A 17,554-nucleotide genomic window follows, 5' to 3' on the forward strand; every position below is an offset into this window, starting at 1 on the left:
GAAGGCCGCATGATCCAGACCCTTCTGACCGTTGCCCTTGGGGGCGCCCTGGGTGCCTCCGGGCGCTATCTTGTGAACGTCGGCCTGCCGCGGCTGCTCGGGCACGGGTTTCCCTATGCCACGATGTTCGTGAATGTCGTCGGCAGCTTCGCGATGGGGGTGATCGTGGTCGTTCTGGCACAGAAATCGGGCACCCGCTTCGCACCGTTTCTGATGACCGGGGTTCTGGGCGGCTTCACCACCTTTTCTGCCTTCTCGCTGGATGCTGCCAAACTCTACGAGGCGGGCCAGCTGGCCACCGCCGCGGGCTATGTGATCGGCTCGGTCGTGCTGGCGCTGGCGGCTCTGTTTGCGGGAATGGCCTTTGCACGCGGGTTTTTCGCATGAGCAGTGTTCAGATCGTCAAAGTCACCGAGGCCGAGGGCGAACAGCGCCTTGACCGCTGGCTGAAAAAGAAATTCCCGCAGGTGACGCAGGGCGCGGTCGAAAAGATGTGCCGCACCGGGCAGCTGCGCGTCGATGGCGGCCGGGTCAAGGCCAATACCCGCGTGGCGCCGGGGCAAGAGGTGCGCATCCCGCCGCTGCCCGCGCCCGAAACCGCCCCCAACCGCAGCGCCGAGCGGCGCGAGCGCACGACGATTTCGCCCGCCGATGAAAAGATGATCCAGGCCTGCGTGCTGTGGAAGGACGAACATATCATCGCGCTGAACAAGCCGCCGGGGCTGCCCAGCCAGGGCGGCTCGGGGCAGGGGGATCGGCATGTCGATGGTCTGCTGGATGCGCTGAAATTCGGCTACAAGGATCGGCCGAAGATGGTGCATCGGCTCGACAAGGACACCTCGGGCGTGCTGCTTCTGGCGCGCACTGACCGGATCGCGCGCGCCCTGTCCGAGGCGTTCCGGCTGAAGACCACGCGCAAGATCTATTGGGCCGTGGTCGCGGGCGTGCCGACGCCGAAGATGGGTACGGTGCGCTTTGGTCTGATGAAGGCGCCGGGCCATGGCCGCGGCGGCGAGGGCGAGAAGATGATCTGCATTCATCCCGCCAAGCTGGGCGATCACCCCGAGGCCAAACGCGCCACCACCGATTATGCGGTGCTTGATGCCTTGGGGTCGCGGGCGGCCTGGGTTGCGCTGGTGCCGATCACCGGGCGCACGCATCAACTGCGCGCGCATATGGCCGAACTGGGCCACCCGATCGTGGGCGACGGCAAATATGGCGGCAGTGGTCAGGAAAATCTGGGCGATGGCTGGGGGGCGCAACTGGGCGGCGACATCAGCCGCAAGCTGCACCTGCATGCCCGCACGATCAGCTTCGATCATCCGATCACCAAGAAACGCATCACCATCACCGCGCCCTTGCCCGACCACATGGCGCGGACCTGGAAGACGCTGGGATGGGAGCCCAATGACGTGCCCGCCGATCCGTTCGAGGACGAGGCATGAAGCTGATCGTCTTTGATGTCGACGGCACGATCTCGGACAGCCAGGCGCATATCCTGCACGCGATGTCGCTGGGGTTCGAGGCGGTCGGGGCCGATATGCCCGGGCGCGAAGCGGTTCTGTCCATCGTCGGCCTGTCGTTACCCGAGGCGGTGGCGCGGCTGGCCCCGGATCTGGACGCGATCACGCAGGCCGCCATCGTTGCCGCCTACAAGGACAGCTACATGAACAGCCGTGCGGCCAGCCCGGCGCCGCTTTACCCCGGCGCCGGTGATCTGCTGCACCGTCTGGCAGGGCGCGAGGATTGCCTTCTGGGCGTGGCCACCGGCAAATCGCGGCGCGGCCTGAATGCGCTGCTGGCGCATCACGGGCTGGAGGGGATCTTCAGCACCCGTCAGGTCGCCGATAACCACCCGTCGAAACCGCATCCGGCGATGCTGTTCGAGGCGCTGGCCGAAACCGGGATCGCGGCGCGCGATGCGGTGATGATCGGCGATACCAGCTATGACATCGACATGGCGCGCGCGGCGGGGATGCCCTCGATCGGCGTCAGTTGGGGCTATCATCCGGTGGCGGATTTGCGGACCTCGGGCGCGGGACGGATCGTGACCGATTTCACCGCGCTGGAGGCGGCACTGGCGGAGTTTCTGGGAGAAGGCGCATGAGCAACTGGGTGGCGAAACGGTTCTGGAAAGCGGCAACGGTGACCGAGGCCGAAGGCGGCTTTGGCGTTGCGCTGGACGGTCGGGCGGTGAAAACCCCGGCCAAGGCGCCGCTGATCGTGCCCTCGCGCGCGCTGGCCGAGGCGATTGCCGCCGAATGGGATGCCCAGGTCGAAAAGATTGATCCGGGCAGCATGCCGGTGACGCGCGGTGCCAATGCGGCGATCGACAAGGTGCGCACGCAGCATGCTGAGGTGGCCGCGCTGATCGCCGAATATGGCGGCACCGATCTGTTGTGCTACCGCGCCGAGGCGCCCGAAGCGCTGATCGCGCGGCAGGCGGCAGCCTGGGACCCGCTGCTGGACTGGGCCGAGACGGTGCTGGGGGCGCGGTTGACGGTCACGCAGGGCGTGGTTCCCGTGGCACAGCCCGCGGCAGCGCAGGCCGCGCTGTCGGCGCGGGTCGCGGCGCTGGATGCGTTCGAGCTGGCCGCGCTGCACGATCTGGTGGGGATCACGGGCTCGCTGGTGCTGGGGCTGGCGGTGGCTTTGGGGCGGCTGGATGCTGCGACGGCCTGGGATCTGGCACGGATTGACGAGGCCTGGCAGATCGAACACTGGGGCGCCGATGACGAAGCCGAAGCACAGGCCGCGCTCAAACGCGAAGCGCTGCTGGCGGCTGAACGATTCTGGGCGCTGCATCACAGCTGAGGGGCGATCTTCGCAACCTGCCCGATTTTGGTCAATTCGCGGGCATTTGCCTGCCGTGTAGGCAGGGGTTCCGGCGTAATGAAACAAGTGGCCTTGACCTTCTTTGATCAATTGGCCCAAACTCCGGGCACTAGGGGATAAACCTCATAGACGTTCCAGGCCCGCAAAGGGCGCAGAACCGTCCCATGACAGGACGGCAACTCAGGAAGAGGTAAATATGAAAAAATCCGTATTTCTCGGCACGCTCGCGGTCGCCGGCCTTTCGGCAGGGATCGCTGCGGCGAGCACGCTTGACGAGGTCAAGGCGCGCGGCGAGCTGAACTGCGGCGTGAACACCGGCCTTGTGGGCTTTGCCGCCCCCGATGCCAACGGGAACTGGTCGGGCTTCGACGTGGCGATCTGCAAGGCCGTCGCCGCCGCCGTGCTGGGCGACGCCTCGAAAGTCAAATATGTGCCGACCACCGGTCAGACCCGCTTCACCGCGCTGGCTTCGGGCGAAATCGACATGCTGTCGCGCAACTCGACCTGGACCTTCTCGCGCGATACCGACCTGAAACTCGATTTCGTCGGCGTGAACTACTACGACGGTCAGGGCTTCATGGTCCGCAAGGATCTGGGCGTGACCTCGGCCAAGGAACTGGACGGCGCTTCGGTCTGTATCCAGACCGGCACCACCACCGAACTGAACCTGGCGGACTTCTTCAAAGCCAACAACATGAGCTACCAGCCGATCACCATCGACAGCAACGCCGAGGGTGAGCAGCAGTATCTGGCGGGTGCCTGCGACGCCTATACCACCGACGCGTCGGGTCTGGCCGCAACCCGTGCCGCTTTCGCGGACCCGGAAAACCACATCATCCTTCCCGAGATCATCTCGAAAGAGCCGCTCGGGCCGGCCGTGCGTCATGGCGACAACCAGTGGGGCGATATCGTCCGCTGGACGCTGAACGCGCTGATCGCTGCCGAAGAATACGGCGTGACCTCGGCCAATGTGGATGAGCTGGCCAAAGGCACCGAGAACCCGGAAATCAACCGCCTGCTGGGCGTTGAAGGGGATCTGGGCGCAATGACCGGCCTGGACAAGGACTGGGCGCTGCGCGCGATCAAAGCTGGCGGCAACTACGGTGAAATCTTCGCCGCGACCATCGGCGAATCGACCCCGATCGGTCTGGCCCGCGGCCTGAACGCGCAATGGACGCAGGGTGGCCTGCTCTACACGCCGCCGTTCCGCTAATCTGATATCGGTAGGGGCGTCCCGGGAAACCGGGGCGCCCCGCCACATTCGAAGAAATGACCTGCACGCGGGGCCGCAGTCGCGAGATCCCAACACATGGGCAAAAGCCCGGACGCGTGACAGGAACAGGGGAAGCAACAATGACTAGCGCATCGGATGCGCCGGAACCTGGGTTCCGGCTCAGTCAGCTCATTTACGATACGCGTTACCGGTCGCTGACGATTCAGGTCGTCACCTTCATTCTGGTAATGGCAGGGGTGGCATGGCTGATCGACAACACGGTCCAGAACCTCAATCAGCTCGGCAAGGACTTCAACTTTAGTTTCCTGACCAACCGGGCGGGCTATGACATTGGTCAGCAGCTGATTCCCTATACCAATGACAACACGCACGCGCGGGCAATGCTGGTGGGCTTGCTCAACACGTTGTGGGTGTCGGTGCTGGGCTGTGCGACGGCAACGGTGATCGGCGTCGTTGTCGGCGTGCTGCGGTTGTCCAACAACTGGCTCGTGAGCCGTCTGATGACGGTCTATGTCGAGACCTTCCGCAACATTCCGGTGTTGCTGTGGATTCTGGTGTCGCTGGCGCTGCTGACAGAGCTGACGCCGGCGCCGAATGCTTACAAGATCAATCCCGCAACCGGCGAGGCGGCGGCCAGCATGTGGCTGTTCGATTCGATCGCTCCGACCAACCGTTATACTGCGGTGCCGTCCATCGAGTTCACCCACGGGCTGGGTGCAATCGACACGCCTTTCGCGCCGATTTCGCTGAACTTCCTGCTGATCGCGGCGGTTCTGATCGGGTCGGTCTGGCTCAACCGGCGCGTGCGGCACCATGCGCATCAGGTGCAGGACGCAACCGGCGTGCGGCCCACAACCTGGTGGAAGAGCCTGCTGATCCTGGTGGGGCCGGTGGTCGTCGTGGCACTGGCGCTGGGGTTCCGCCTGAACGAACCCGAGCTGAAGGGCTTCAACTTCGTGGGCGGCCTGAATGTGTCGAACGCTTTCGTGGCGCTGTGGCTGGGGCTGTCGATCTACACCGGCGCCTTCATCGCCGAAATCGTGCGCGCGGGGATTCTGGCCGTGTCCAAGGGGCAGACCGAGGCCGCCTTCGCACTGGGCCTGCGCCCGAACCGCACGATGAGCCTGGTGATCCTGCCGCAGGCGCTGCGGGTGATCGTGCCGCCGCTGATCTCGCAATTCCTCAACCTGACCAAGAACTCGTCGCTGGCCATCGCGGTGGGCTACATGGATCTGCGCGGAACGCTGGGGGGGATCACGCTCAACCAGACCGGACGCGAACTTGAGGCGATCTTGCTGATGATGCTGATTTACCTGCTGATTTCGCTGACGATTTCCGGGTTGATGAATATCTACAACAACACCGTCAAGCTGAAGGAGCGCTGAGATGAGCGATACACACGCCCAATCGACCGCCTTCGTCCGCGAGACGATGCTGCCCGCAAAACCGGCCCCCGTCACCCAGACCGGGGCGGTGCGCTGGCTGCGCGAAAACCTGTTCTCGGGGCCGGTCAATACGGCCCTGACCCTGATCGGCCTGTTCTTCGTCTATACGCTGGTGACGCATTTCTACCCGTGGTTCCGCCACTCGGTGTGGAATGCCAATTCCATGGCCGAATGCCGCGCGGCGATCACGGCCAGCTTCGGCGACGGCGCGACCGGCGCCTGCTGGGCAATGATCCGCGAGCGTTGGCACCAGTTCATCTTCGGCTTCTACCCGCCGGAACTGTATTGGCGCCCGATTGCCGTCTTCGTGCTGCTGTTCGTGGCGCTGGCGCCGGTGCTGTTCACCCATCTGCCGCGCATTCTGCTGGGCTTTTCGGTGGTCTATCCGCTGGTCGCGATCTGGTTGCTTTGGGGCGGTTCGATCTGGCCGGTGACGATGGTCGCCGTGGGCTTCGTGTTGGGCTGGCTGATGCTGCGCGTGCTGTCCGGGGTCGGTTCGATCCTGGCGATCGTCGCGGCGGTTGTGGTGCCGGTGCTGTTCTGGGTCTTTGCCGTCGGGCCGCTCGACGATGCCCTGACCTCGGTTCTGCCGCTGGCAATCGAACCCGTCGCCTCGGACCGTTTCGGTGGCTTCCTGCTGGCGATCACCATTGGTGTGGGCGGCATCGTGATGTCGCTGCCGCTGGGGGTCATCCTGGCGCTGGGACGGCAGTCGAACATGTTCCTGATAAAGACCTTCTCGGTGATCTTCATCGAGTTCATCCGGGGCGTGCCGCTGATCACCCTGCTGTTCGTGGCCAGCTTGCTGCTGAACTACTTCCTGCCGCCGGGGACGAACTTCGACATCATCCTGCGGGTGATGATTCTGGTGACCTTGTTCGCCGCGGCCTATATCGCCGAGGTGATCCGGGGCGGCCTGGCCGCACTGCCGCGCGGGCAATACGAGGCCGCCGATGCACTGGGGCTGGATTACTGGAAGGCGCAGCGACTGATCATTCTGCCGCAGGCGCTGAAAATCTCGATCCCGGGGATCGTGTCGACCTTCATCGGCATGTTCAAGGACACGACGCTGGTCACCTTCGTGGGGCTGTTCGATCCGCTCAAGGGCATCCCGGACTTCATCCGCGCCGACTTCAACTGGAAAGGGATCTACTGGGAGCCCTTCATCTTCGTCGGCGCCATCTTCTTCATCCTCAACTTCAGCATGTCGCGTTACTCGATGTATCTCGAGCGCAAGCTGAAGCGTGACCACCGTTAAGGAGCAGCCCATGACGGAGCCGCATTTCGAGCGTGATATCGACCGCAGCCACATGCAGGTGTCGGACGAAATCGCCATTCAGATCAACAAGATGAACAAATGGTATGGGCAGTTTCATGTTCTGCGGGACATCGACCTGACCGTGAACCGCGGCGAGCGGATCGTGATTGCCGGGCCCTCGGGGTCGGGGAAATCGACGCTGATCCGCTGCATTAACCGGCTGGAGGAACACCAGTCCGGGCAGATCATCGTCGATGGCACCGAACTGACCTCGGACCTCAAGAACATCGACAAGGTGCGGTCCGAAGTCGGGATGGTGTTCCAGCACTTCAACCTGTTCCCGCATCTGACGATCCTGGAAAACTGCACGCTGGCGCCGATCTGGGTGCGCAAGGTGCCGAAGAAAGAGGCTGAGGAAACGGCGATGCATTTCCTCGAAAAGGTCAAGATCCCGGAACAGGCGCATAAATACCCCGGTATGTTGTCGGGCGGTCAGCAGCAGCGTGTGGCGATCGCGCGGTCGCTGTGCATGAAGCCGCGGATCATGCTGTTCGACGAGCCGACCTCGGCGCTGGACCCCGAGATGATCAAGGAGGTTCTGGACACGATGATCGAGCTGGCCGAAGAGGGCATGACCATGTTGTGCGTGACCCACGAGATGGGCTTTGCGCAGGCCGTGGCGAACCGCGTCATCTTCATGGACCAGGGCCAGATCGTCGAGCAGAACAACCCGCACGACTTCTTCCACAACCCGCAATCGGATCGCACCAAGCTGTTCCTGAGCCAGATTCTGGGACACTGAGCGGGGATGATCGTGCCGGGGGCTCTGCCCCCGGACCCCCGGAGTATTTTCGCCAAGAAGAAGGGGCTGCGGTGACGCGGCCCCTTTTGTTTACTTGCCGCGGTTCGAGGGGGTAAAGAAATCCAGCACCGATCCGGTGCCCGGTTGCAGATCGGCCCAGCTGGCGATCTGGAAATCCACGATCAGCGTGGCGCAGGTCGGGTATTTGCGGAAATCCGGGTCGTAGATCGGACGTGCGGGCAGAGAGGCGGCGAATTCCGCGATGCCGGGATTATGGCCGATCATCATCACCGTTGCCTGGGTGGCAGTTTTCAGCGCCCCCAGCATCGCGGCCGGGTCGGCATGATACAGGTCGTCGCGGTAATGCACATCGGGCCGGGTCTCGATCACGGCGCTGGCGACCTGATCCCAGGTTTCGCGGGTGCGCAGCGCGGTGGAACACAGCACCTCTTCCGGTTCCAGCCCGCGCGAGGCCAGGAAGTCCCCCAGTTCCCGGGCCGCGATCCGGCCGCGCGCATTCAGCGGGCGGGCATGATCGGACATCAGCGGGTCGTCCCAGCTTGATTTCGCATGGCGCGTCAGGATCAGGCGGTGGTGTCCGGGGGGTGTCATCGGTGGAAATGCCTCATGTGCCAAGCGGATTGTTGAGGCAGCCTGCCATAGGATTGTGCAATCGGGCAAGCGCGTCGGGCAAGGCAGCCGGAAGAAAGACAATTTTCCCCATTGGGGGTGTTCAGGAAGGCGTGGCAGGCGGGCACGTCATAGCCCGCGGGCGACAGGGCGCCGACCGGACAGGCGGTGGCGCAGGGCGCCGTGCAATCGTTACAGGGCCGCGGTGCGGGGGAGGGGAGGTCAAGATGCCCGGGCAGGGCAATCGCGCCCCGCAGGCTCGCCCAGAGCCCCATGCGCGCATGCACCATCAAGGGCAGCGGCGAGTGCCAGGCCTGACCCGAGCGCAGCGCCCAGTCGAAGAATGGCAGGAAGGGCGGGCCCTGAAACGGAAACAGCGCCCGCCCGTCATGGGCCGCGGCCAGCGCGCCGATCACCCGCGCCGACCAGCGATCCAGCGGATCGGGCGTGCCATCGGCGAATTCGGGGCTGGCGGTGACATGAGCCCAGAAACCAGGCTCGTCGGGGCCAAGCAGCAGCAGCGTCTCGTCCCCGTCATGCAAAGCGCCCGCGATGAACAGGCGCTCTGCGCTCAGATTGGCGGCAAGGCTCACCGCCGGCGCGGTTTGACCCGCGGGATGGTCGAACGGATCATCGAGCCCGCGCCGTGTTCGGTGAACAGTTCCAGCAGGCAGGCATTCGGAACCCGCCCATCCAGAATGACCACCGCGCGCACTCCTTCCTTGACCGCCTGCAGCGCGGTTTCGGTTTTCGGGATCATGCCGCCGCCGATGGTGCCATCCTCTATCATGGCGCGCACTTCGTCGGGGGTCATTTCGGTGATGACATCGCCGGCCTTGTTCTTGACGCCCGCGACATCGGTCAGCAGCAGCAGGCGGTCGGCCTGCAGGGCCCCGGCAATCGCGCCTGCGGCGGTATCGCCGTTGACGTTGAAGGTTTCATTATCCGCCACGCCGGTGGCGACCGGGGCCACGACCGGGATGATGCCCGCGTTATACAGATCGCGGATCACCTGCACGTTCATCTCGACCGGCTTGCCCACGAAGCCCAGCTCCGGGTCGTCGGCCTCGCAGACCATCAGATCGTCGTCCTTGCCGGAAATGCCCACGGCACGCCCGCCCTGATCGTTGATCGCCTGCACGATGCGCTTGTTCACCAGCCCCGACAGGATCATTTCCACGACCTCGACCGTGGCCTTGTCGGTCACGCGCTTGCCGCGCACCCATTGGCTTTCGATACCCAGCTTGGCCAGCATGTCGTTGATCATCGGGCCACCGCCATGCACCACGACCGGGTTCATCCCGACCTGACGCATCAGCACGATGTCACGGGCGAATTCGGCCATCGCTTCGTCATCGCCCATCGCATTGCCGCCGAATTTCACGACGACGACGGCGCCGGTGTAGCGTTGCAAATAGGGAAGGGCCTCGGACAGCGTCCGGGCAGTGGCGATCCAGTCTCGGTCCATCGTCTGCTTTCTCATGTCATGTCCCCGGGAAAAGCGAGCCCCAGTGTTACGGCGAATTGCTGCATCTGCCAAGGGCCGAGGCCCCGTTGCCTTCGCCGCGAAAGGCGCTAGGGTCTTGCAGGTGCAGAAAGCGAGGGCGGGATGAGCGAGCGCAAGGTGATGCTGTTGACGGGGGCGAGCCGCGGGATCGGGCATGCCACGGTGAAACGATTCGCGCGCGAAGGCTGGCGGATCATCACCTGTTCGCGCCAACCCTTCCCCGAGCAATGCCCCTGGGGCGGCGGGCGCGAAGATCATATCCAGATCGACCTGGGCGATCCCGGCAAGACGATCGAGGCGATCGCGGAAATCCGCGCCCGGCTGGACGGCAAGTTGCATGCGCTGGTCAACAACGCCGGGATTTCGCCCAAGGGCCCGGGGGGCAGCCGCCTCAATACGCTCGACACCGATCTGCGCACCTGGGGGCAGGTGTTCCACGTCAATTTCTTTGCCTCGATCGTGCTGGCGCGCGGCTTGAAGGATGAACTGTCGGCGGCGCAGGGATCGGTGGTGAACGTCACCTCGATCGTGGGGTCGCGCGTGCATCCGTTTGCGGGGGCCGCCTATGCCACCTCGAAAGCCGCGCTGAAGGCGCTGACCCGCGAGATGGCGCATGATTTCGGGCCGCTGGGCGTGCGCGTGAATGCGATCGCGCCGGGCGAGATCGAAACCTCGATCCTCAGCCCCGGCACCGAAAAGATCGTCGAGGGTCTGCCGCTGCGCCGCCTTGGTCAGCCGCGCGAAGTGGCCGATGTGATCTGGTTCCTGTGCACCGATGCGTCCAGCTATGTCACCGGCACCGAGATTGAGGTGAACGGCGGCCAGCACGTCTGAGCGCGCCGCAGGTCCTCATTCGAGGGTGGCGATGATCGCGCGCAGGGTTTCGATGCCCTCGCCCTTTTCCGAAGAGGTCACGACGATCTCGGGGTAGGCGGCGGGGTGTTTGCCGAGCGCGCCCTTGACCTGTTCGATGACCTTTTCGCGGTCGGTCTTGTTGATCTTGTCGACCTTGGTCAGCACGACCTGAAAGGTCACGGCCGAACGATCCAGCAAGGTCAGGATCTCGTCATCGACGGCCTTGATGCCGTGGCGCGCGTCGATCAGCACGAAGGCGCGGCGCAGGGTCGCGCGCCCCGACAGGTAGGATTTCAGCAGCGCGTGCCATTTCTTGACCACCGCCACCGGCGCCTCGGCATAGCCATAGCCGGGAAGGTCGACCAGATAGGGCCCGCCTTCGGTGGTGAAGAAGTTGATCTCTTGCGTGCGGCCCGGGGTGTTCGAGGCGCGCGCCAGGTTCTTGCGGTTGGTCAGCGCGTTGATCAGACTGGATTTGCCCACGTTGGACCGGCCCGCGAAACAGACTTCCAGCCGGTCGTCGGGCGGCAGGCCTGCCATCGCGACCACGCCTTTCAAAAACTCGACGGGCGCCGCGAACAGCAGACGGCCCTTTTCGCGCGCTGCGTCTTCGGGGGCCGGGGCCAGGGTGAATTGCATCTGCATCACAAGATCTCCACGCGGTCGCCGGAGGCGATGTCGCCCCCTGTCAGGACCGTGGCGTAAACGCCGAATTGAGTATTGCCCCAAAGGGATTCGAGCAGCCGGAGCGTCTCGACATCCTCGGTGCCGGTTTCGGGGTTGGCACAGGTCGCGCGGCACCGGGTGATCGGCATCGCGATTTCCAGCTCGGCCGTGCCGATGCGCAGCCGCCGCCCGATCAGATCGCGCTCGGCGGCCGGTTCCCAGCCCTCGACCCACAGGTTGCCGCGGAACCGATGCGGCGACAGCGGCTGCCCCGCCGCCTCGGACAGCATCGCCAGCGAACTGAGCGAGAGGATCGAGATATAGGGCTCGGACATGTCGGTCAGGGCGATGTCCGCGACCCGTTCGACCGCGCGCGGGGCGGGGCGATTGTCGGGCCAGAGCGGACGCAGCCATTCGATCAGCTTGGCCCGGTCGGCGGGGCTGTCCGGGTCCAGACGCAGGTGCCACAGCTCGGGGTGGGTCAGTTCGATCGTGCCGTCATCCATCGCGCGGGCGGCTACGGCCATCAGCCCGGGTGCAGCGACCCCGCGCACGAAATTGCGCTTCGGTGCCCAATGCCCAAGCGGCCCCTCGAAGCTTGCAGCCTCGTGCGACACGGCCCAGGTCCGGTCAAAAGGCAGCACGCGCCCCTTGGACAGGGACGCGTGGTGCAGGGTCTCGTAACCGATCGACTTGATCGGATGGCGGACGATATGGGCCAGCCGTGCCGTCATTTCTTCGGCGCGTCGGCCTGCGGCTTCTTCTTGAAACTGGACCGGATATTCTCGAACAGTTCCGGCCGTTTGCCGTGCATCGACATGATCGTGTACTGCTGGATGAAGGTGATCGTGTTGTTCGCGATCCAGTAGAGCACGAGGCCCGAGGCGAAGCTGCCCAGCATGAACATGAACACCCAGGGCATCCAGGCAAAGATCATCGCCTGGCTGGGATCGGTCGGCGCCGGGTTCAGCTTTTGCTGGAACCACATCGAGATGCCCAGCAGGATCGGCAGCACGCCCAGGCTGAACATGAACAGCATCGAACCGGGTTCCGGCGTGGCATAGGGCAGCAGGCCGAACAGGTTCAGGATCGAGGACGGATCGGGCGCCGACAGATCCTTGATCCAGCCAATCCAGGGCGCGTGATACAGTTCGATCGTGACGTAGATGACCTTGTAGAGCGAGAAGAAGATCGGGATCTGCAGCAGCACCGGCAGGCAGCCGGCGGCCGGGTTCACCTTGTTCTTCTTGTACAGCTCCATCATGCCTTGCTGGACCTTCATGCGGTCGTCGCCGGCAGCCTCTTTCAGCTTTTCCATCTCGGGCTGCAATTCCTTCATCTTCGCCATCGAGATGTAGGATTTGCGCGCCAGCGGGAAGACCAGCAGCTTGATGATGACGGTCAGGCCGATGATCGCCCAGCCCATATTGCCGATGAAGCCGTGCAGCCAGTGCAGCAGGCGGAACATCGGTTTGGTCAGGAAGTAGAACCAGCCCCAGTCGATCGAATCGACAAAGCCCGCGATGCCGACATCGTTCTGGTAATGCTGGATCGCTTCCCATTCCTTCGCGCCGGCAAACAGGCGCGTGGCGCTGCTGGCACTGGCGCCGGGGGCGACTTCGATCACCGGCTGGCGGGTTTCGGTCTGATACAGATCCAGCGCTTCGGTATATTTGACGACCGACGTGAACGCCCCCGAGATCGGCGCAAGCGTGGTCATCCAGTATTTGTCGGTAAACCCGGTCCAGCCGCTTTCGGACGCCGCAAGAACCTTGGCCTGGCCTTCGCCCTCGACGGGGTCAAGCTTGGTGATGTCCTTGTATTTGATCTCTTCGAGCTTGCCGTCGGTCATCCGCACGGCGCCTTCATGCAGCACATAGACCCGCTTGCTTTCGGGGATCGAATGGCGGGCGATGATGCCATAAGGCGCCAGACGCACCGTGGCGCCGGTGTTGTTCTCGACGCTTTGGGTGACGGTGAACAGATAATCTTCGTCCAGCGCGATTTCGCGGTGGAACACAAGGCCCGCGCCGTTGTCCCAGCTCAGCGTGACCGGGGTGGTGGGGGTCAGCTTGGCACCGGCGGGGGCGGTCCAGACGGTTTTCGGCCCGGGAACCAGCGCCGGGTCAAGCCCGCCAGCGGGGGCCCAGCCGTAGACCGCATAATAGGGCGTTGCATTCAGATCGGTGCCGCCGACCGGGGCCAGAAGCCGCACCAGCGGCGAGTCCGCGTCGAGCGTTTCCTTGTAGTTCTTCAGCGACAGGTCGTCGATCCGGCCCCCCAGCAGCGACAGAGAGCCGGTCAGCGCCGGGTTGTCGATCTCAATGCGCGGGGTCGCGGCCAGTTCGGCCTGGGCTGTGGCTTCTGCTGTCAGTGCAGCGCCGGGGGCCGCGTCGGGCGTCACGGCGGGGGCCACCGGCGTGGCCACTTCCGTGCTCACCGGCGTGCTGTCTGCGGGCAGGGGCTGTTCGGGCGGGAACAGATAGGTCCAGCCGATCAGCACCAGCGCGGAAAGTGCCGTTGCAATGATAAGGTTCTTGTTCTGATTATCCATGGGAACGCAGTCCACCAGCCTGTCCGAGGGTTGGGGGAGGTTCAACAGAAGGGGGGGCGAAACGTCAAGCGGTTTTCCTGAAAACCCCCGGATCGGCCCCGGAATAGCGCAGTTGGCCTGCCTTTTAGCGTGCGCCGGTGGGGTGGGCAGAGACGGGCGCCTGAGAAAGCGCGATCTGTGTTTTGCATTTGCGCGCGCCCGACTCCTGCTGTCTTGCGCGGTTACGTCCTGGGACACAACGCGCGGTGACTGGGGCAGGGCTTCGGGCCTTTGGGTCTTTGGTCAGATCCGCGCGCCCTTACTCGCCGCGTTTGCGGCCAATTTGAGGGGTCGCCTCGAGCTTTGCGCGATGCCGGAGCGCCCAGTCGTGGACTTCCTCCAGCGGCATCGGGGTCGCAATCGCCTTGCCCTGAACGTGATTGCAGCCCAGTTGCGACAGCATCGCATGCTCGCCCAGCGTGCTGACCCCTTCGGCCAGGGTTTCAAGGCCCAGACCTTCGGCCATCGAGATGATCGCGGCCATCAGCCGCTGCTGTTCGGGGTCGCAATCGACCCGCGCCACGAAAGAGCGGTGTATGCGCAGCCGTTGGGCGGCGGAACGACGAATCGAACTGACCGAGGTCGGCCCGAGGCCAAAACCTGCCAGTTCGATCCGGCATCCCATCTCGGCACAGGTCATCAGGTTGTGGGCGATCACCTCTTCGTCGATCTGTGCCATCACGTTTTGCGGCAACACCAGCCGGATGCGCCCCGGCGTGATTTCGAACCTGTCAAACTCCCAGCGTAGCCGGTCGGCCATTTTCGGATTGGCCATAAGATCGGCGGAGACGGGCAGGGAAACGGGGCCGAGCACGAGACCTGCCAGATCCCAGTCGCGCAGGGCGTGAAAGCTTTGAAACAGTATCACTTCGGCCAATCGCGCGCGCAGCCGTTCCGAATCGATGGCAGGCAGGATGTCGTCCTCAAGCAGGACGCCGCGCTGAGGGTGCAGCCAGCGCGGCACGGCCTGCATCCCCGAGACGGCACCTGTGTCGGTGCTCAACTGGGGCTGGAAGAAGGCGACGATATCGCCGTTTTCCAGCGCCCCGGCGATTTCGGACGACAGCACCGTGCGGGCCTGTGCGGTTTTCTGCACTTCGGGCGAAAAGGCACGAATGCCGCTCGGCCCGTTGCGCCGGGCCGCATCCGCAGCGGTTTCGGCGGCCTCCAGCATCGCGGCGCCGGTCTGGTCCGGGGTGCGGCTCATCATGCAGAAGCCGATGTGGCAACTGACGGCAAGCGTCCGAGCGGCAACCGATAGTGGCGCCTCGACCGCCGCTTGCAGCCGCACGGACAGCTGGATCATACTTTCCAGATCGGCGCGCGGCGTGGGTTTGAGCAGGATCGCCAGCCGCGCCCCCTCGAGGCGCGCGATCTGGTCGCTGTCGCGCAGCGCGCCGCGCAGCCGTTCCACCGTGCGCTGAAGCACATGGTCGAAATCATGATGACTCAGCTGCCGGACCAGAATTTGCGGGTCGTCGAATCCCAGCACCAGGCAGGTGGTCGCGCGCGAACTGTTCGCGGCCTCCTGCACCAGCGCATCCATGATCGTGACCGCCTCTGCCCGCAGCGGCAGCGCGGTCAGCCCGTCATGCGCATGGTCCGGGGCCCCGCTTGTGGGCTGTGGCAGCGGCCGCGTGACCCAGGCCACGCCGAGCGCGGTTGCAGACACCAGCAGCAGGGCCTCTGTGCCGAACCAAAGCCCGGCCAGTGCGATCGCGGGAATGAAGGTCGCCAGTTCCCAGCGCAGCAGGATTGGCGCTGCCCTGCCCACGATTTTCGGACCCCCGATTTTTGCCATATCCAGACCTCAGCCCCCGCTTTCGGGGTCACCGCCCCATAGTCCGGGACAGCCTAGGCCGGTTTGGTCAGCGATCAGTTAATTCGGGTCGCGCAAATTCGGGATGTTTTGGTTCAAATCCGTCTCATCCTGCGGCATAGCGCGCATCAGCCCCGCGAAATCGAAGATCCCGGGGTCGCACAGGTGCGAGGGGCGCACGTTCATCAGCGCGCGGAACATCACCTGGCGGCGCCCGGGCGCGCGCGCCTCCCAGCCATCGAGGATCTGCTTGACCTGCTGTCGCTGCAGCCCGTCCTGACTGCCGCACAGATCGCAGGGGATGATCGGATAGTTCATGTCGCGGGCGAATTTCTCGCAATCGGCCTCGGACACGAAAGACAGCGGGCGATAGACGAACAGATCGCCCTCTTCGTTCAGCAGCTTGGGTGGCATCGTCGCCAGCCGGCCGCCGTGGAACAGGTTCATGAAGAAGGTTTCAAGAATGTCGTCGCGGTGATGGCCCAGCACCACGGCGGAGCATCCCTCTTCGCGGGCGATCCGATACAGGTTGCCCCGGCGCAGGCGCGAGCACAGGCTGCAATAGGTGCGGCCCTGCGGGATCTTGTCCATCACCACCGAATAGGTGTCCTGATATTCGATCCGGTGCGGGACGCCCATTTTTTCCAGAAACTCGGGCAGGACAGTCGCCGGAAATCCGGGCTGGCCCTGATCGAGGTTGCAGGCCAGCAGATCGACCGGCAGCAGCCCGCGCCATTTCAATTCGTGCAGGATCGCCAGCAGGGTGTAGCTGTCCTTGCCGCCTGACAGGCACACCAGCCAGCGCGCGCCGCGTTCGATCATGCCATATTTTTCAATGGCCTCGCGGGTTTCGCGCACGATGCGCTTGCGCAGCTTCTTGAATTCGGTGCTGCCGGGGGCGCCGGCGAACAGCGGATGGATCGGGGCGTCTTCGTCGTCAAGCATGGTCGTGATCCTTGCAGCGCCGGGCGTCGAATTCGGGGTCGGCACCGGGCACGGGGTCATAGCCGTGACCGCCCAGAGGATGACAGCTGAGCACCCGTTTCGCCGCCAGCCAGCCGCCCTTGATCGCACCGTGCCGTTCCAGCGCCTCCAGCGCATAGGCCGAGCAGGTCGGCTGATACCGGCAGCCATGGCCGACCCAGGGGCTCAGCAGCAGCCGATAGGCGCGCACGGGCAGGGCAAGAACATGGGCGAGCGGGGTCATTTGCCTCTCCGGCGTCCCTTGGGGGGCTCGCCCGCAGGGCGCGGCTTTTGCGGGCGGTCGGAATGAACGTCGGCCAAGGCGCGTCGCAGATCGGCCTGCAGGGCCTGAAAGTCGCGGGTGGCGGTAGCTTCGGGCCGTCCGACCAGAACGTAATCCCAGCCCGGGCGCCCCAAAGCGGGCAGCACCAGCCGCGCGATTTCCCGCAGGCGCCGCTTGGCGCGGTTGCGCGCCACGGCATTCCCGAGCTTTTTCGAGCAGGTAAACCCCACGCGGATCAGACCGGGGGGCACGGCTTCGTCATCACGCCGTGCGCGGCCCTGTAACAAAAAACCCGGCGCGCCCTGACGGCGGGCCGAGGCGGCGCGCAGGAAATCCGCGCGTTTGCGCAGCACTTCGATGCGGGGTGGCAAGGTGTTCGCAAGACAAACGGAAACCGCCGGGGCGCTTCCCGCGCTCCGACCCTCTGGGCCAGTCACGGGAGCCTCCGGCGGTGTCATGCCTTGCGGGCCGTTCAAGCCTTAGGCCGAAAGGGACTTGCGGCCCTTGGCGCGGCGGGCGTTCAGCACGCGACGGCCGCCTTTGGTGGCCATGCGGGCGCGGAAGCCGTGACGGCGGGCACGAACGAGGTTCGACGGCTGGAAAGTGCGTTTCATCGCGGTTACTCCGGGTTCTGTCTACGGTAGGGCAACGTGAAACCTGCCGG

Annotated in this window: 20 protein-coding genes; 9 read left to right on the plus strand and 11 right to left on the minus strand. The window is 64.6% G+C overall.

Annotation, left to right across the window (positions count from 1 at the left end):
• Positions 1–9 precede the first annotated feature (9 nt).
• From crcB to P2G62_RS03665, 8 genes are all read left to right on the plus strand, one after another.
• The gene (gene crcB / locus P2G62_RS03630) at positions 10–387 is read left to right on the plus strand and encodes a fluoride efflux transporter CrcB (protein WP_275733507.1); all 378 of its coding nucleotides are present in this window, start codon (positions 10–12) and stop codon (positions 385–387) included.
• Positions 384–1,445, plus strand: a complete 1,062-nt coding sequence (locus P2G62_RS03635; RefSeq protein WP_275733508.1) for an RluA family pseudouridine synthase — start codon at positions 384–386, stop codon at positions 1,443–1,445. The genes crcB and P2G62_RS03635 overlap by 4 nt, the downstream gene beginning before the upstream one ends.
• Positions 1,442–2,107: an HAD-IA family hydrolase gene (locus P2G62_RS03640; RefSeq protein ID WP_275733509.1), complete on the plus strand. Its 666-nt coding sequence runs from the start codon at positions 1,442–1,444 to the stop codon at positions 2,105–2,107. Before P2G62_RS03635 ends, P2G62_RS03640 begins: the two co-directional genes overlap by 4 nt.
• Positions 2,104–2,814: an ATP12 family protein gene (locus P2G62_RS03645; protein WP_275733510.1), complete on the plus strand. Its 711-nt coding sequence runs from the start codon at positions 2,104–2,106 to the stop codon at positions 2,812–2,814. The genes P2G62_RS03640 and P2G62_RS03645 overlap by 4 nt, the downstream gene beginning before the upstream one ends.
• A 217-nt stretch (positions 2,815–3,031) precedes the next feature.
• Complete coding sequence (locus P2G62_RS03650; protein WP_275733511.1) at positions 3,032–4,048, plus strand: amino acid ABC transporter substrate-binding protein; 1,017 nt, start codon at positions 3,032–3,034, stop codon at positions 4,046–4,048.
• A gap of 140 nt (positions 4,049–4,188) precedes the next feature.
• Entirely contained in the window at positions 4,189–5,454 is a 1,266-nt protein-coding gene (locus P2G62_RS03655; protein ID WP_275733512.1) for an ABC transporter permease subunit, read from the plus strand.
• Position 5,455: 1 nt separating this feature from the next.
• Positions 5,456–6,772 (plus strand): amino acid ABC transporter permease, encoded by a 1,317-nt coding sequence (locus tag P2G62_RS03660; protein WP_275733513.1) that lies wholly within the window; start codon positions 5,456–5,458, stop codon positions 6,770–6,772.
• A 10-nt stretch (positions 6,773–6,782) separates the two neighbouring features.
• Entirely contained in the window at positions 6,783–7,574 is a 792-nt protein-coding gene (locus tag P2G62_RS03665; protein WP_275733514.1) for an amino acid ABC transporter ATP-binding protein, read from the plus strand.
• Positions 7,575–7,664: 90 nt separating this feature from the next.
• Here P2G62_RS03665 and P2G62_RS03670 read toward each other — a convergent pair whose 3' ends face one another.
• From P2G62_RS03670 to argB, 3 genes are read right to left on the minus strand one after another with little or no spacing between them, the layout of a single operon-like run.
• Positions 7,665–8,186, minus strand: coding sequence for a histidine phosphatase family protein (locus P2G62_RS03670; RefSeq protein WP_275733515.1), 522 nt, complete (start codon positions 8,184–8,186; stop codon positions 7,665–7,667).
• Positions 8,183–8,797 (minus strand): ferredoxin, encoded by a 615-nt coding sequence (locus tag P2G62_RS03675; protein WP_275733516.1) that lies wholly within the window; start codon positions 8,795–8,797, stop codon positions 8,183–8,185. Before P2G62_RS03675 ends, P2G62_RS03670 begins: the two co-directional genes overlap by 4 nt.
• Positions 8,794–9,672 (minus strand): acetylglutamate kinase, encoded by an 879-nt coding sequence (gene argB / locus P2G62_RS03680; RefSeq protein ID WP_275733652.1) that lies wholly within the window; start codon positions 9,670–9,672, stop codon positions 8,794–8,796. The genes P2G62_RS03675 and argB overlap by 4 nt, the downstream gene beginning before the upstream one ends.
• A 141-nt stretch (positions 9,673–9,813) precedes the next feature.
• Between argB and P2G62_RS03685 the strand changes: the two genes are divergently transcribed.
• A complete protein-coding gene (locus P2G62_RS03685; protein ID WP_275733517.1) occupies positions 9,814–10,545 on the plus strand; it encodes an SDR family oxidoreductase in 732 nt (243 codons plus the stop codon).
• 15 nt (positions 10,546–10,560) lie between these two features.
• Here P2G62_RS03685 and yihA read toward each other — a convergent pair whose 3' ends face one another.
• From yihA to rpmH, 8 genes are all read right to left on the minus strand, one after another.
• Positions 10,561–11,211 carry a ribosome biogenesis GTP-binding protein YihA/YsxC gene (gene yihA, locus P2G62_RS03690; protein ID WP_275733518.1) on the minus strand — a complete coding sequence of 217 codons (651 nt, stop codon included), beginning with the start codon at positions 11,209–11,211 and terminating at the stop codon, positions 10,561–10,563.
• Positions 11,211–11,966, minus strand: coding sequence for an MOSC domain-containing protein (locus tag P2G62_RS03695; protein WP_275733519.1), 756 nt, complete (start codon positions 11,964–11,966; stop codon positions 11,211–11,213). The genes yihA and P2G62_RS03695 overlap by 1 nt, the downstream gene beginning before the upstream one ends.
• Positions 11,963–13,786 carry a membrane protein insertase YidC gene (yidC, locus tag P2G62_RS03700; protein ID WP_275733520.1) on the minus strand — a complete coding sequence of 608 codons (1,824 nt, stop codon included), beginning with the start codon at positions 13,784–13,786 and terminating at the stop codon, positions 11,963–11,965. Before yidC ends, P2G62_RS03695 begins: the two co-directional genes overlap by 4 nt.
• 298 nt (positions 13,787–14,084) lie before the next feature.
• Positions 14,085–15,626: a GGDEF domain-containing phosphodiesterase gene (locus P2G62_RS03705; protein ID WP_275733521.1), complete on the minus strand. Its 1,542-nt coding sequence runs from the start codon at positions 15,624–15,626 to the stop codon at positions 14,085–14,087.
• Positions 15,627–15,704: 78 nt separating this feature from the next.
• Positions 15,705–16,589 carry a tRNA 2-thiocytidine(32) synthetase TtcA gene (ttcA, locus tag P2G62_RS03710; RefSeq protein WP_275733522.1) on the minus strand — a complete coding sequence of 295 codons (885 nt, stop codon included), beginning with the start codon at positions 16,587–16,589 and terminating at the stop codon, positions 15,705–15,707.
• Positions 16,582–16,851 (minus strand): membrane protein insertion efficiency factor YidD, encoded by a 270-nt coding sequence (yidD, locus tag P2G62_RS03715; RefSeq protein ID WP_275733523.1) that lies wholly within the window; start codon positions 16,849–16,851, stop codon positions 16,582–16,584. Before yidD ends, ttcA begins: the two co-directional genes overlap by 8 nt.
• Positions 16,848–17,348 (minus strand): ribonuclease P protein component, encoded by a 501-nt coding sequence (gene rnpA, locus P2G62_RS03720; protein WP_275733524.1) that lies wholly within the window; start codon positions 17,346–17,348, stop codon positions 16,848–16,850. Before rnpA ends, yidD begins: the two co-directional genes overlap by 4 nt.
• A 21-nt stretch (positions 17,349–17,369) precedes the next feature.
• A complete protein-coding gene (gene rpmH, locus P2G62_RS03725; RefSeq protein WP_066013101.1) occupies positions 17,370–17,504 on the minus strand; it encodes a 50S ribosomal protein L34 in 135 nt (44 codons plus the stop codon).
• Positions 17,505–17,554: the final 50 nt, after the last annotated feature.

It is taken from the genome of Paenirhodobacter sp. CAU 1674, from assembly GCF_029222945.1.
GTDB lineage: Bacteria > Pseudomonadota > Alphaproteobacteria > Rhodobacterales > Rhodobacteraceae > Rhodobacter.